The 15643-nt window shown below is 55.3% G+C and carries 9 protein-coding genes; 7 read left to right on the top strand and 2 right to left on the bottom strand.

The window, feature by feature from the left end; all coding sequences use genetic code 11:
- Positions 1 to 14 precede the first annotated feature (14 nt).
- A complete protein-coding gene (gene aat, locus ACT3TR_RS01755; RefSeq protein WP_096281375.1) occupies positions 15 to 764 on the bottom strand; it encodes a leucyl/phenylalanyl-tRNA--protein transferase in 750 nt (249 codons plus the stop codon).
- Positions 765 to 943: 179 nt separating this feature from the next.
- Between aat and ACT3TR_RS01750 the strand changes: the two genes are divergently transcribed.
- Entirely contained in the window at positions 944 to 4192 is a 3249-nt protein-coding gene (locus ACT3TR_RS01750; protein WP_441686179.1) for a DNA translocase FtsK 4TM domain-containing protein, read from the top strand.
- A gap of 162 nt (positions 4193 to 4354) precedes the next feature.
- Positions 4355 to 5005 carry an outer membrane lipoprotein chaperone LolA gene (gene lolA / locus ACT3TR_RS01745; RefSeq protein WP_096281371.1) on the top strand — a complete coding sequence of 217 codons (651 nt, stop codon included), beginning with the start codon at positions 4355 to 4357 and terminating at the stop codon, positions 5003 to 5005.
- 65 nt (positions 5006 to 5070) lie between these two features.
- On the opposite strand, the gene ACT3TR_RS01740 is transcribed toward lolA, so the two are convergent.
- Positions 5071 to 6405 (bottom strand): replication-associated recombination protein A, encoded by a 1335-nt coding sequence (locus tag ACT3TR_RS01740; protein ID WP_096281369.1) that lies wholly within the window; start codon positions 6403 to 6405, stop codon positions 5071 to 5073.
- Positions 6406 to 6745: 340 nt separating this feature from the next.
- Here ACT3TR_RS01740 and ACT3TR_RS01735 point away from each other — a divergent pair, with 340 nt between their 5' ends.
- The 5 genes from ACT3TR_RS01735 (at position 6746) to ACT3TR_RS01715 (ending at position 15625) form a co-directional block, all read left to right on the top strand.
- Positions 6746 to 7291, top strand: coding sequence for a hemerythrin domain-containing protein (locus ACT3TR_RS01735; RefSeq protein ID WP_096281367.1), 546 nt, complete (start codon positions 6746 to 6748; stop codon positions 7289 to 7291).
- Between the two features lie 186 nt (positions 7292 to 7477).
- Positions 7478 to 8284, top strand: coding sequence for a glutamate racemase (gene murI, locus ACT3TR_RS01730; RefSeq protein WP_444624667.1), 807 nt, complete (start codon positions 7478 to 7480; stop codon positions 8282 to 8284).
- Positions 8285 to 8351: 67 nt separating this feature from the next.
- Positions 8352 to 9470, top strand: coding sequence for a tRNA (uridine(54)-C5)-methyltransferase TrmA (gene trmA, locus ACT3TR_RS01725; RefSeq protein WP_444624668.1), 1119 nt, complete (start codon positions 8352 to 8354; stop codon positions 9468 to 9470).
- Between the two features lie 163 nt (positions 9471 to 9633).
- On the top strand, positions 9634 to 14469 hold the full coding sequence (locus tag ACT3TR_RS01720) for an NAD-glutamate dehydrogenase (protein ID WP_096281362.1): 4836 nt from the start codon (positions 9634 to 9636) through the stop codon (positions 14467 to 14469).
- A 124-nt stretch (positions 14470 to 14593) separates the two neighbouring features.
- The gene (locus ACT3TR_RS01715) at positions 14594 to 15625 is read left to right on the top strand and encodes a quinone-dependent dihydroorotate dehydrogenase (RefSeq protein WP_441686172.1); all 1032 of its coding nucleotides are present in this window, start codon (positions 14594 to 14596) and stop codon (positions 15623 to 15625) included.
- Positions 15626 to 15643 lie beyond the last annotated feature (18 nt).

Below are 15643 nucleotides of genomic sequence, written 5' to 3'. Positions count from 1 at the left end.
ACAGTATGAGTTCGTCAATATGCGTTATTCTCGGCGCCAAGTGCGTGAAGCCAAGGTGACGATGGAACTATCGGTGCTTCAGCGGAGGATGATGCTTGCGTAAACGCGTCATCGGGCAGCCAGTTTTTAAGATAGTTGATGAATGACGCGCGAGCGACTGTAATAGCGCCCAGGCTTGCCAAGTGGGGTGTGTGCATTTGGCAATCGATTAGGCGTCCGCCGTGGTCGCGCATCGCTTTAGCCAAATGTGCCAGAGCCACTTTTGAGGCATCGGGGGCGCGGGAAAACATCGACTCGCCAAAAAAGACGGGGCCCATAGCAATGCCGTATAGGCCACCGACGAGTTTTTCGTCTTGATGGACTTCAATGCTATGTGCAATGCCTTGAAAATGAAGCAAGTTATAGGCGTCGCGCATTTCGTCCGTGATCCAAGTGCCGGCCTCTTCATCGCGTGGGGCCGCGCAGGCTTGAATAACTTGCTCAAAGTGTTGATCCACGGTGACATGAAAGCCACCATGGCGTAATCGTTTAGTAAGACTTCGGCGCTGCTTAAATTGCTCCGGTAGGAGTATCATGCGCGGGTCTGGGCTCCACCATAGAATAGGATCGTCGTCGCTGAACCACGGAAAAATGCCGCGTCGATAGGCTTCTATGAGCCAAGCAGGGGAGAGTTCACCCCCGGCCGCCAGCAGGCCGTTGGGGGAGTCCAACGCTGTATCAGTAGATGGAAATGTAGGAAGTGGCGAGGAAAGCCAGGGTAGCATTACTTGCTCCTGTTACAACGCGCTTGAGCGGCGTATTTGTACTGGGCGCTTAGTTTGACTGATCGCTTAGTTTTTACTGGTCGCATAGCTAGCACCTCTGTGACGGGGGAAGGATGCTCGGTATGATGCAAACTCGCAAGTGGATTAAAGACGCCATTGAGGTGTAAAGGGAGAGTCGCTTGAAAGTGAATAAAGCAGCAAGCAAGCGAACGCAGCGTAACGCGCGTCAAACGCCATCGTCAGCTTCTTCTGCGCGTGTTAATGCCGCGAAAGATAAAGCTCGACGTTTTGGGCTGCGCCTACAGGGCTCAGTGCGCGAATGCGTGGTGGTAGTACTGCTTGCGCTATGTGTTTTCTTATTATTAGCACTGTTTAGTTATCAGCCGTCTGACCCTGGCTGGTCGTATCAGGGGCCAGAAACGGATATTCGTAACTGGATGGGACAAGTCGGTGCGTGGTTAGCCGATGTGCTCTACTCGCTGCTGGGCGCTAGTGCGCTGTGGTGGCCGGGTATGTTTGGTTTTGCCGCCTGGTGGTTGATTCGCTCACGTCAGGTACGCTTTGAACTCGACCCGGTGGCTATTGCGGTGCATGCGGGCGGCTTGGTCCTGCTGATGTTTGGCACCACCATGCTGGGAGCGCTGCATTTTTATCATCCTAATAGCATGTTGCCCTACGCCTCAGGCGGTATTTTAGGTGAAGGCTTTGTGGCTGCACTGAAACCGCTGGTGGGCAGTGGTGGCGTTGGTTTAATTGCCGCAGCGCTGATTTTAAGCGGTTTTCCGCTGTTTAGTGGCATGTCATGGCTGCAGGTTGCCGATGAGCTTGGTAAGCGAATCTGCCGCTTGGGCGGCTGGTTCTCGGCCCGTCGACAGGCGCGGCGTATGCGCGCAGCTCAGCGCGCGGCGGCTAAACCGGCCCCCGCGCCCAAGCCTCAAGCGCGTACAGAGACACCACCGCCTGCCGAGGTAGAAGCAGTGGCTACCAAGCCCGCGGTAAAAGCACCTGCTGGCCGTGAGCGGCGCGAGCCGGGCTTCTCGACCGCCTTCTCGGCGTATGAGCCAACGGCTGATGAGACACCTGGTGCCAGCCCCTCCATCGGGAATACCACCGATACCTCGATTCCTTGGGAAGCAGCTTCTTTATCGAGCAATAAACATGTGCCTGTTCAATCAAGTGCTCCAGCGCCTGCAGAACCCATGGCTGACGCCACGACGCCGAGTGCGCCGCGCGAAAATGCTTTCGCACCTGTGAAACCCCGTGCTGCAGAACCTACGTTCCAGATATCTGATAGTGATGAGCCTTCAGCCGCTGAACCTGTGGTCGATGAGCCAGCAGTAGAAGAGCCAGAGATAGATAAACCAGCAGTAGACGAGCCTTCGAACACAGCCGCCGCCTTCCCGCTGCGGGCGTCGCGTCAAGACGCGTCATCGATGCCTGCGACGACCAGCTACTTTGTGAATGATGAAGCGCCCGTCGAAAAGCAGCCAATCGAGACTCCGCGTGTTGAGCCGAGCCGCGCTTCGGTGGAACCGCCTGTCAGCGAGCCTGAACAGCGTGTGTCAGTATCAGAACCCACGCCCGCCCCTGAGCGTGCTGCTGCCATCGTGCCCGAGCGGACGCCTGCTTTTGAGCGTGTTGCTGAGGTCGTGCCTGAGCCTGTTTGGGACGATGAAGATATGGATGATGAGCTGGAAGAGGCGCCAATGCCGCTCACACCGCCCGCTGCCTCTATGCAGCCTGCATCATCTACGTCAGCAGTGCCGCCGGTACAGCCTGTACAACCCCAGCCCCCCACTATGCGTCGGGAGCCCACCTTTGCTCCTGAAGAAAGTGCGCCGGAGACGGATGAAGGCCCCACGCTATGGACTGTGGAGCATTTGCAAAGCCAGCGTCCGGCGTTTGAAACCATGGACGAGCCAGAGGGCGATGTGCCCAGTTTCCAGCTGCTCACGCCGGCAGAGCCTCACCAGCCCAACTATACCGAAGAGCAATTAACCGATATGGCGGAGCTGCTTGAAGTACGGCTGCGTGAGTATGGGGTTAAGGCTGAAGTCGTTGATACGTGGCCGGGGCCGGTCATCACACGCTTTGAAATTAAGCCTGCGGCCGGCGTGAAAGTGTCGAAAATCAGTAACCTTGCCAAAGATTTGGCGCGCTCGCTGATGGTGAAAAGCGTACGCGTTGTCGAGGTTATACCGGGGCGCCCGACGGTGGGTATTGAAATACCCAACCCCAATCGCGCCATGATTCGGCTGCGAGAAGTTATTGACTCAGACCGTTACCAGCAAGAGACCTCGCCGCTGACAATGGCATTAGGCCAAGATATTGGCGGCAGCCCGGTGGTCGCTAACCTTGGCAAGATGCCGCACTTACTGGTTGCCGGTACCACAGGCTCGGGTAAGTCAGTGGGTGTCAATGCCATGCTGATCTCGATGCTGCTGAAAGCTAAACCCAGCGAGCTAAAGCTGATCATGGTTGACCCCAAAATGCTCGAACTGTCGGTATATGACGGCATTCCTCATTTGCTGGCGCCGGTCGTTACGGACATGAAAGAAGCTGCCAACAGCCTGCGCTGGTGTGTCGCTGAAATGGAACGCCGCTATAAGCTTATGGCGGCCATGGGCGTGCGTAATATCGCCGGCTTTAACGGTCGTTTAGATGAAGCTGAACGTGCCGGAGCCCAGGTTGCAGACCCGCTGTGGGAACCGCAGCCGTGGGAGATTCATCAGCCGCATCCCGTGTTAGAGAAACTGCCCTACATCGTCGTGGTGATCGACGAATTTGCCGATATGTTTATGATCGTCGGTAAAAAGGTCGAAGAGCTGATTGCACGGCTTGCGCAAAAAGCGCGTGCCGCCGGTATCCATTTGATTTTGGCGACTCAGCGCCCCTCGGTTGACGTGGTCACCGGCCTGATCAAAGCCAACATTCCCTCACGGATGGCTTTTCAGGTTTCATCAAGAATTGATTCGCGCACCATTCTTGACCAGGGCGGTGCTGAAAGCCTGCTGGGTCACGGCGATATGCTTTATTTACCCGCCGGGTCAGGGCCGCCTAATCGCATTCATGGTGCCTTCGTTGATGATGATGAAGTGCACCGTGTCGTGGATGACTGGAAGCGCCGTGGCGCGCCTCAATATATCGAGGAAATTCTCTCGGGCGGCGTCACGGCGGATGCGTTAACTGGCCTTGAAGCCGATGGCGTAGACGGTGACGATGCGGAGCAGGATGCGCTTTATGATGAGGCCGTGCAGTTTGTTACCGAAACGCGCAAGGCATCTATTTCTGCCGTTCAGCGTCGCTTTAAAATTGGCTATAACCGGGCTGCTCGTTTGGTTGATGCGATGGAAAGCGCAGGTGTGGTAACGGCGATGGGGTCTAACGGTGCACGCGATGTTCTCGCACCGCCGCCGGTAGGTCACTAATCGTTTGGTGTTATTCATCATTATGCAATAAGCGTGAAAATTGCGTCGCTGGTGAAACCCGGCGGCGTTTTTCACGTCTTAATCACACACGGGCAATTAAGTCAGCCTTACGAACTATTATTTGGCAACGAAGATCCGGCAACGGTTGCCTAGGGAGATCATATGCGCGATACCCAAACACGACGACATTCATCGCTGGCATTTGCGGCTAGCGCCTTGGGTTTAACGTTCGCTGCGCCAGTATTGGCGGACGATGCAGCAGAGCGCCTGACCGAGCGCCTAGAGCCGCTAGAAAGCTATCAAGCCTCTTTTGAACAGCAGATTTTAGATGGTAGCGGTGACCGCCTGCAGAGCGCGCGCGGTGAGATGTGGCTTTCTCGTCCAGGTTTGCTGCGTTGGGAAGTGGATGCGCCATACTCTCAGATCGTTGTTTCAGACGGTGATGATGTGTATTTGTATGATCCTGACCTTGAGCAGGTGACGATTCAGGCGATGGATGATCGCGTCACGCACACGCCTGCTTTACTGTTATCGGGCAGCGTCAGCGACCTAACTGAAAGCTATGAAGTATTTTACGAGCAGGACGACGGCGACGATGTGTTTACCCTTGTGCCGATTTCTGCCGATACGCTGTTTGAAGAACTAAGCATGGTGTTCGATGCCGATACGTTAACCGAGCTGTGGATGATGGATAGCACCGGGCAGCGCACCTCGATTACCTTTAGCGATATCACCAATAATGGCAATATCGATCGGAGCCAGTTCGACTTTGATATTCCTGAAGGCACCGACGTCATTCGTGAGGAGCTATAAGTTAGTAGCAGACCAGTTAGCAGTAGATGAGTTAGCAGTAGAATAGATCCCACCGACAAGGCGCCCTAGGGCGCCTTGTCGGCTTCTTGGTCAAGGCTTTCACGCCATGCCATTATCTCGCCAAAACGTTTCTCCTGACCCAGTAAGCTAGGTTTAAAGAAGGTTGCTTTAGGCAGCTCTGCGGGCCAGCAGCTGTGCGCGGTGCCCGCCGGGTAGCCGTCGGGCTCATTGTGCGCGTAACGGTATCCTTCACCATGGCCCAGCTGCTCCATCAGCTTGGTCGGGGCGTTGCGCAAATACGTGGGTACCTCAACCTGCGGCTGTTGGCGCACATACTGCTTGGCCTCATTCCAGGCGCGGTCGATGCGGTTACTTTTAGGGGCGACTGCCAGGTGAATCGCCGCATGGGCAATCGCCCGCTGGCCCTCATAATCACCCAGGCGCAGGTAAGCATCCCAGGCGGCAATCACGAGCGGCAGGGCGCGTGGGTCGGCATTGCCGACATCCTCGGACGCAATGGCAGTCAGCCGGCGTACCACGTCGAGCGGGTCGCCGCCGCCCTGCATGAAGCGCGCCATATACAGCAGTGCGGCATCGGGGCGTGAAGAGCGGATCGATTTATGAATCGCTGACAGCAGATCATAATAGGCGTCGCCCTGCTTATCGAACGCGCTTGCCTGATGGCCAATGACATCGGCGAGTACGTCTTTGTGCAGTACCTCTGCCCCCGCTTCTAGACGGGTGAAATCGCAGGCCGTTTCTAATAGTCCCAATGCTCTGCGTGCATCACCGGCGCTTGCGTGTGCGAGGGCGATGAGAACATCGTCATTGACCTGAATAGTGCGCTTTCCAAGGCCGCGCTCAGCGTCGTTAAGCGCCTGGTGCATCACCGTGATCAGCTCTTCTTGAGTCAGTGATTTGAGCACATAAACCCGCGCGCGCGAGAGCAGCGCAGAATTGACTTCAAACGATGGGTTTTCGGTAGTCGCACCAATCAGTGTCAACAGGCCCGACTCGACGTGAGGCAGCAGGGCGTCTTGTTGGCTCTTGTTGAGACGATGAATCTCATCTAAAAAAAGAATCACCGTCGAAGACATTTGCTGGGCGCGATCAACGACCGCACGAATCTCTTTGACTCCCGCCATTACCGCGCTGAGATGCTCAAGATGGGCTTGGGAGGCTCTGGCCAACAGTTCAGCAAGCGTCGTTTTGCCAACGCCTGGCGGGCCCCAGAGAATCATCGAGCGCACTATGCCTGACTCCGCCATGCGGCGTAAGGGTTTGCCTGGCCCTACCAGCGCTGGCTGGCCAACGTAATCATCCAAATGACGTGGACGCATACGAAAGGCCAGCGGAGCATCCTCGGCAGGCGCGGCGTGGGCGCTATTAAACAGATCCATGTCAATGTCCGTTGTTTATATAGGCAGAGAATCGAGGCGTTGAATAACAAAGTGCCAGCGAATGTCGATGGTAAACCACGGCTTAGCAGGCTACCTTTGGCATATTCTACTCGCAATATACACTTGCTAGGATAGCGCCTGAAGGGCATTGTGGTTGATAGTCGTTATTGATAATAATTGGTGATAGCCCTCGCAAGTTGTTATGTGTCCGCATTAGGGGCTATGTGTTTTAGTAGCTTTACGTTTAATAATGGCGCGCTGGTGAAGGCGCGCTCATGATCGCATGTCGTCACCCCGCAAGGTGCGATGGCAGGCATGACTCAATAAAGGAGACAGTTCGATGTTAAACCAACTGCGTCTAGATCATGCCAACATGGCGAGATTGCTCCACGTGCTGCAGCTCAAGCAAAAAACGCTAGCACTGGGTGAGCGCCCCAACTTCAAGTTAATGCGCGAAGTCGTTGATTACATTTTATCTTACATGGATGGCTTTGCCGCCCCGCTTGAGCGCGTCTGCGTTGAACGGCTTCAGACGCAAGCCCCAGAGCATCTTGCGCTTACCGAACAAATGGCGATTGATTATCGAGAGTTAAAGCCACGTTTACAGCGTCTATCCAACGATATCGATATGATTCTGATGGACAATGTGCTCCCCATGGATCGCTTTGCCGAGGATCTAAAGGACTATTTAGAAGCGCATCGTGCCTATCTGCGCCATGAGCGCGAGGGGTTATTCCCGTTGATTGACGAACACTTCAGCCCAGAAGATATGGAAGAGCTGCGACAAGCATTGCCCGAAGGCGCTGAGCAGGAGCTTGAGCGGTTGCAGGAAGCCTATCCTGAACTTTACGCAGAGTTGCGCGGTGCCGACGTGCCCGAAGTATAGCCCAGCGATTACTCTTTTCTTCTTAACGCCAGCCGATAATCTCACTCGCGGGGCATGCTAAACTAGCGGCCCCGTTTTTATGCTGCGCAAGACTCAGCGATAACTTTTCTCGGCGCTGAAAAAAAAATCAGCGTCAGCAGAGCTATGCAAAGAGCGCCATGAGTAAAACGTCATGCAGAGAGAGTCATGCAAGCCCCTGTATTAATTTTTGATTCCGGCGTCGGCGGCCTGTCAGTGGCGCAGTCGCTACGCCAACACTATCCTGATGTCGCTATGTGCTATGCCTGTGACAATGCGTGGCTACCCTATGGCTTGCGCGATGACGTTGCGCTGGCTGAGCGCATTGTGGCGGTGTGCCAGGCCGCCGTTGGCGCCTGCCAGCCCAGCGTGCTGGTGGTAGCTTGCAATACTGCAAGCACCTTAGCGTTGGAGACTTTGCGCGAGCAGCTGACCATCCCCGTGGTGGGAACGGTGCCCGCCATTAAGCCTGCCGCCGCGATGAGTCAGACACGCCATATTGGGCTGCTAGCCACTAAAGCAACGGTGGGGCGCCCCTACACCCAGCGCTTGATTGATAGTTTTGCCAGCGATTGTGTTATTACGCGGGTTGCTGCCGACGCGCTGGTGATCGAAGCAGAAGCGTACTTGGCCGGTGGGGCGCCCAGCGTTGCTCGTATGCAGGCGGCGCTGGCCCCGCTGTGGCAGGCCGTGTTGCCTACGCCTTCAACGCAGCCGGCGCTAGACACCGTGGTGCTGGGGTGCACCCATTTTCCGCTACTGAAGCCGTGGCTGACGCAGCTTGCCCCGATGCCGCTGTATTGGATTGACTCCGGCGATGCTATTGCTCGGCGGGTCGCGCAAGTCGTTGATCCGCTCACGAGCAGGCATCACGATGGCCGCTGCTTTACCACCGCACCCGCCGCTAACCTGACCGCGGGTTTTGCGCGCTATGGGTTTAAAGCGCCCCAGCTGCTAAAAGGCATGGCTGATTAAGACTAATGCCGAACGACGCTAACCCCCATCACTGTTATTGAACTGATTAAATCCATGAGGAGCAGCCTTGGCTATCCCCGTTGTAGAACCTGAACGTTATGCTGAGCAGCTAGCCGCTAAACGTGATTATCTGGAAACTACGTTTGCCGCTTTTCAGCCGCCAGCGTTAGAGGTCTTTGAGTCACCGCCTGGCTACTATCGCCAGCGCTGTGAGTTTCGTATCTGGCATGAAGATGACGATCTTTTTTACGCCATGTTTGAGGTGGATGCTGCAAATCCAAAAAATAAGCGTGTCGTTCGGCTTGAACAATATGCCGTTGCCAGTACGCGCATCAACCAGCTCATGCCACAGCTGCGTGAAGCATGCCTTCAATCAGATGAGCTGCGTCGTCGCCTTTTTCAGGTCGAGTTTTTAACCACCTTGTCGGGCGAGGCGCTGGTAACGCTGGTTTACCATCGGCCGCTAGGGGACGAGTGGGAGCAAGAGGCGCGCGCCTTAGAAGCAGCGCTGGGAATCATGATTATTGGCCGCTCACGTAAGCAGCGTATTGTCTTAACGCGCGACCATGTCTGGGAGCGTCTGGAGGTAGATGGCCGCACGTTGCACTATCAGCAGGTCGAAAATAGCTTCACCCAACCCAATGCACATATTTGCCAGAAAATGCTCAGCTGGGCGCGAGAAGTGACAGGCAAACAGCAGGAAGGCGCCCAGAACGATTTAGTGGAGCTTTACTGCGGTAACGGCAATTTCACTATTGCCTTAGCGGATAACTTTCGGCGGGTGCTGGCCACCGAAATTTCCCGCACGTCGGTGGCTAGTGCCAACGTCAATTTAGATGCCAACGGCGTGGCCAACGCCCATATTGCGCGGATGTCAGCGGAGGAGTTTTCACTGGCGCTTAAAGGCGAGAAAGCCGGACGGCGCGTGGCGGAAATGGCCCTGGAGGACTACGATTTTTCCACCGTTCTGGTCGACCCACCGCGTGCAGGCTTAGATGAGCAAAGCTGTGAACAGCTCAGTGAATATGCTCAGATCGTCTATATTTCATGTAACCCCGCTACGTTGGCGGAAAACTTGACCATACTGACCAAAACCCATCGGATTGAGCGCTTTGCGCTGTTTGATCAATTCCCTTTTACAGATCACTGTGAATGCGGGGTATTGCTGCAGCGGCGCGACGGCTAGGTTGTACCCATAGCCTAATGCATAAGTGGCATGTGCCATGATTAACCTGTCAGGTGATTAGTGAGGTGGCCACAGGTAGCGTAAGCTAGACGATATGTTGGCCTAAAGGCCTATTGTCCTTCGTTTTTTGGCCGAAAAAAGGCCTAAGCAGTCGAGGTGATGGATGCACTACGTTGCGATTGAAGAGAGCCGGCAAGATCTTTTGAAACAGCTGCAGGAACGACTAAGTGCGCGGTTAGAGCCTGCCCGTGCGGCAACTGTGGATGCCTTCGCTCGACACTTTTATGCCACCGTGCCGGTGGAAGACCTAGTGGATCGTCGCCTAGACGACCTGTATGGCGCCACGCTATCGATCTGGCAGTTCTTGCAGCACCACGACCCGCAAAGCCCCAAGGTGCGGGTGTTTAATCCCGACTTTGAAGAGCACGGCTGGCAGTCAACACATACCTTTGTGGCCGTTCTGCATGAGGATATGCCGTTCCTGGTTGACTCGGTGCGTATCGAGCTCAACCGTCGTGGTTTGACGGTGCATGCTATTCAAAACGCCGTGCTGGCAGTGGCGCGTGATGAGCGCCATCAGCTGCAGTCGCTGACGTCGCCACGCGATGAGAACGCGCCTGAAGCGCGTGAATCGCTGATCGTGATTGAGGTCGATCGCCACACCGACATGGCGCTGCTGGAAAAAATTGAACGTAATTTGCACGAAGTGCTGCGCGATGTACGTACCGCCGTGGGCGATTACGACGCTATGTGCTCGCAAATTACCGAGTCGATTCAAGAGCTAGAAAAAAACTGTCCGCCGCAAATTGATCCCGATGACCACGAAGAGGCGATCGCCTTTTTAGAGTGGCTGCTCAAGGATAACTTTACCTTCCTGGGCTACGATGAATATCGCTTGGAAGACGGCGAGCTAGGTGATCAATTACAGCGCGATAACGAGAGCGTGCTGGGCGTTTTCCGCCTAGATCAGCCGCGCTACTGTGAGCGTATTCGCACCGAAGAGGGTGTGGATGAGCACAATGGCTACGTGCTGGTGCCCCAGCTGCTTTCTTTCGCGAAAAGCGCGCACCATTCGCGGATACATCGTCCTACTTATCCCGATTACATCACCGTTGACCGCTATGACGATGACGGTAACGTTATTGGCGAGCGGCGTTTCTTCGGTTTATTCACCTCGACGGTTTATAACGAATCACCGCGAAATATTCCGCTGCTGCGCCGTCGGTTGAAAGCAGTGATGGATATCGCCGGCTTCAATCCCCAGGGGCATAACGGTAAGCAGCTGCTGCAGGTATTGGAAGTCTATCCCCGTGATGACCTGTTCCAGATTGACACCGAGTCGCTTGCCAGCACCTCGCTTGGCATTCTGAACATTCGTGAGCGCCGTCAGGTACGGCTGTTTATCCGCGCCGATATCAGTGGCAAGTTCTACTCCTGCCTGGTTTTTGTGCCCCGCGATGTGTTCACGACGGACCTGCGTCAGCGAATTCAAAACGTGCTGTGCGATGAGTTAGACGCCCACTTTGGCGATTTCAATACCTATCTCTCCGAGTCGGTACTGGCGCGTATTCAGCTGATTCTACGCTTTAACGGCGATGCGCCGAGCGACTACGATCTTAAGCGTCTTGAAAGCAAAGTGGCGCGGCTGGCACGCAGCTGGCGGGATGAGCTGCAAAGCGCGATGATTGAAGGGTTTGGTGAAGAGCACGCGAATCATCTGATGGATCAGTTCCGCGAAGCGTTTTCAGCCAGCTATCGCGAAGACTTCTCGGCCCGTACGGCCGTGTTTGATGTTCAGCATCTGTTAACGCTGGACAACGGCGATGACCTATCGCTGTCGCTTTATCGCCCGCTGGAAGAGCAGGGCGGCGGTGTGAACCTGAAGTTGTTCCACCGCGAATCGCAAATTCCGCTCTCAGACGTACTGCCGATGATGGAAAATCTCGGCCTGCGGGTAATCGGTGAGCGCCCCTACGACATTAACGCCCCCGACCAGCGCTACTGGATTCACGATTTCGAGCTTGAACACAGCGGTACGGATGTCAATCTAAGCGATATGCGCGATGTGTTTAGTGAAGCCTTCAAGCGCATATGGGCCGGCGAAGCTGATAACGATGCCTTCAACCGCCTGATTATTGGCGCGGGGCTCGACTGGCGTGAAGTAGCGATGCTGCGAGGCTACGCGCGCTATCTCAAGCAAATCCGTTTTGGTATGTCTCAGGATTACATTGCCGCTACGTTGGCGAATTATCCGGCTATCACCAAAGAGTTGGTGGCGTTATTTGGCCTACGCTTTGATCCTGAGCAGCAGAGCCATGCAACCGATGAGTCCATTGCGCGTTTGAACGAGCACTTGGAGAGCGTTGCTAGCCTTAACGATGACCAGCTGTTACGCCGCTTTATGGAGCTGATTCTCGCCACGCTGCGGACCAACTATTATCAGCTGACCGAAGATGGCCGCTTTAAAGACTATATCGCCTATAAGCTTGAGCCCTCTAAAGTTACCGGCATGCCTAAGCCGCGGCCGATGTTCGAGATTTTTGTCTGCTCGCCCCGGGTTGAGGGCGTGCATCTGCGCGGCGGTAAAGTGGCGCGCGGCGGTCTGCGCTGGTCTGATCGTTTTGAAGACTACCGCACCGAAGTATTAGGGCTAGTGAAAGCGCAGCAGGTGAAGAATGCGGTGATCGTACCGGTAGGCGCCAAGGGCGGCTTCGTTTGCAAGCGCATGCCCGAGAATGCCAGCCGTGAAGTGGTGCAAAAAGAAGGTATTGCCTGCTATCAGATCTTTATCCGCGCGCTGTTGGACATCACTGATAACTTAGTCGGCAGCGACGTTGTGCCGCCTTTAAATGTTGTCCGCCATGATGAAGACGATGCGTACTTGGTCGTCGCTGCAGATAAAGGCACCGCGACGTTCTCTGATATCGCTAACGCCATTTCTATTGAGTACGGCCATTGGCTGGGCGATGCGTTTGCATCGGGCGGCGAAAATGGTTACGACCATAAGAAAATGGCGATTACCGCACGCGGTGCTTGGGAATCCGTGAAGCGGCACTTCAAAAACCTGGATTTGGATACCCAGCGCGAGCTGTTCAGCGTGGTCGGGATCGGCGACATGGCCGGTGATGTGTTCGGCAACGGCATGCTGCTTTCCGACAAAATTCAGCTGGTGGGTGCGTTTAACCATCTGCATATCTTTGTTGATCCCAATCCGGATGCCGACGCCGCTTTTGCTGAGCGCAAACGGTTGTTTACATTGCCGCGATCCAGTTGGGAAGACTACAGCCAGGAGCTGATATCTGCCGGTGGCGGTATCTTTAGCCGCAGCGCTAAGTCGATCAGCATCACGCCTGAAATGCAGCAGGTATTTGGCATTGAAGAGGAGCGCCTGTCGCCTAATGAACTGATTCGCGCCATGCTCAAATCCCAGGTGGATTTGATCTGGAACGGCGGTATCGGCACCTATGTGAAAAGCTCCGACGAAACCGATGCCGATGTGGGTGACAAAGCCAACGACACCCTAAGGATCAACGGCGTTGAGCTGAACTGCCGTGTGGTCGGTGAAGGCGGTAACCTCGGGTTGACCCAGCGCGGGCGTATGGAAGCCGCCGCCAAAGGAATCCGTGTTTACACTGACTTCATTGATAACGCAGGCGGTGTGAACTGTTCCGACCACGAGGTCAATATCAAAATCTTGATTGATGAAGTGGTCAAGCGTGGCGATATGACTGAAAAACAGCGCAATCAGCTGTTAGCGGAAATGACAGGCGAAGTGGCGGACCTAGTCATCCTGGATAACTACCGCCAAAGTCAGGCGCTAGACCTATCGGCGATTCTTTCCAATCAATCACTGGGGCCCTATCGCCGCTTTATCAGCGAGCTGGAGGCCGCAGGGCAGATTGACCGCGAGCTTGAGTTCCTACCCACCGATGAAGCGTTAAAAGAGCGCGCCAGCAATGCGCAAGGTATGCGCTTACCGGAACTCTCGGTGCTGATTTCTTATGCCAAGAGCACGCTGAAGGGCGATTTGATCACGTCCGATGTGCCTGACGACAGCTATATTCATCGCCATCTTGAGCGGCTGTTCCCAGCGGTGCTGGTTGAGCGCTTTAAAGACGAAATGTATGAGCACCGTCTTAAGCGTGAAATCGTGGCGACCCAAGTTGCCAACGACTTGGTGGATCACATGGGCATCGTGTTTGTGCGCCGCCTTATTGATTCAACCGGGGCGGGCCGTGCCGATGTTGCGCGCGCCTACGTGGTAGCGCGCGATAGCTTCAACTTGGCCGGGCTGTGGGCGCAAATTGAGGCCTTGGATAATCAGGTGCCTAACCGCATCCAGTATTCAATGATGCTCGATTTAATGCGTTTAATCCGCCGCGCTACGCGCTGGTTCGTGCGCCAGCACTTGGGGCTTTCCACTCAAGATACTATTGAGTATTTCGCTCCGCGCCTGGCGCAGCTGCAAGAAGGCATCGGCGAGCTGCTGAGTGGTGAAGAGCTCAGCGGCTGGAGTGCGCGCCGTGACGAGCTTTTAGACGCTGGTGTGCCTGAAGCCTTGGCTTCTACCGTTGCGGCGTCATCGAGCTTGTACGCCGGGCTAGGCATTATCCAAGCCGCTCGGATAACCAATGAAAAACCCCAGCGAGTGGCCGAGGTGCTTTACGAGGTCGGTAGCCGGTTAGAACTACCTTGGATGATTCAGCAGGTGAACCAACTGGAAGTGCGCGATGCCTGGCAGGCGCAGGCACGGGAAACCTTCCGTGATGACATAGAGCGTCAACAGCTTGCGCTTACCACCAGCGTGCTGAAGCTGGATGCGGGTAGTCGCGATATCGAAGAGCGAGTGGCACAGTGGTTGGATCAGCACGCTGATCTGCATCGTCGCTGGTGTCGTCTTATCGAAGAAGTGCGCAGCGGGAATGAAGGTGGCTTTGCGCTCTTTGCCGTGGCGGTGCGCGAACTGGTGGATTTGGCCGAGAGCGATAACGAAGCCTAAAATCGTAGCTTTTATTTTTGGTAATGTGTTCTTGGTAGGTTAAAGCGCGCCCTGGTTCTCCACCAGGGCGCGCTTTATTGCGTTATACTGGCGCCCGTTTTCGATTCGCTTCAAGAGACTCGCCATGTACGCGCTTGCCCGCTCGCTGTTCTTTCGCATCGATCCAGAAACCTCCCACGGGATGGCGCTAAGTGCGCTCGAGTCACTGCATCGTATCGGTGGCGTAGCACGATTGTTTGGTCAGCCGGTCAATGATCCTATCGAGTTGATGGGGCTAAGGTTTGCTAATCGGGTTGGCTTGGCCGCCGGGCTGGACAAAAACGCAGACCATCTTGATGCACTGGGGTCGCTGGGGTTTGGATTTGTCGAGGTCGGGACGGTCACTCCACAGCCACAGCCAGGCAACCCCAAGCCACGGCTATTTCGCTTGGCGCAGCATGACGCGATCATCAACCGCTTTGGTTTTAATAACAAAGGGGTTGAGCATCTGATTCAGCAGGTTAAAAAACGCCGCTATGGCGGCATTGTGGGCATAAATATTGGTAAAAACCTAACCACCGCGGTAGAGCACGCACTGGACGATTACCTGTTGTGCCTAGATGCCGTGCATTCTTGTGCGGATTACATTGCCGTTAATGTCTCCTCGCCGAATACGCCTGGCCTGCGCAGCCTACAGTTTGGTGAACAGCTAGATGCACTGTTGGGGCCCATTCGCGCACGCGCCACAGCGTTAAATACGCAAGCGGGTCGCCACGTACCTCTGCTGATCAAAATAGCTCCGGACATGAGCGAAGAAGAAGTCGCGCTAATGGCGGGAAGCATTGAGCGCAATGCGTTGGATGGCGTCATCGCTACCAACACCACTGTTTCCCGCGAGGCAGTGCAGGGCGACCCTCAGGCCGAGGAGGCCGGCGGGCTGTCAGGACGGCCGGTCTTTGAGGCGTCTAATCGTGTGATTCGACAGCTGCGTGAGCACTTGCCAACGCTGCCCATTATAGGCGTCGGGGGGATCGACAGTGCTGCCGCCGCTGAGGCAAAAATGGCCGCTGGTGCGGATTTAGTGCAGCTTTATTCAGGCTTGATTTATCAAGGCCCCAGGCTCGTGGGCGAGTGTGCCAAGGCATTGAAGACGTCAGGCACTAAAAAAGCCCACTGAGTAGGGTGGGCTTATTAA

The sequence above is a fragment of the Halomonas sp. AOP12-B1-6 genome (genome assembly GCF_052379225.1).
Lineage (GTDB): Bacteria > Pseudomonadota > Gammaproteobacteria > Pseudomonadales > Halomonadaceae > Vreelandella > Vreelandella casei.
This window is presented reverse-complemented; position numbering and strand designations above follow the sequence as displayed.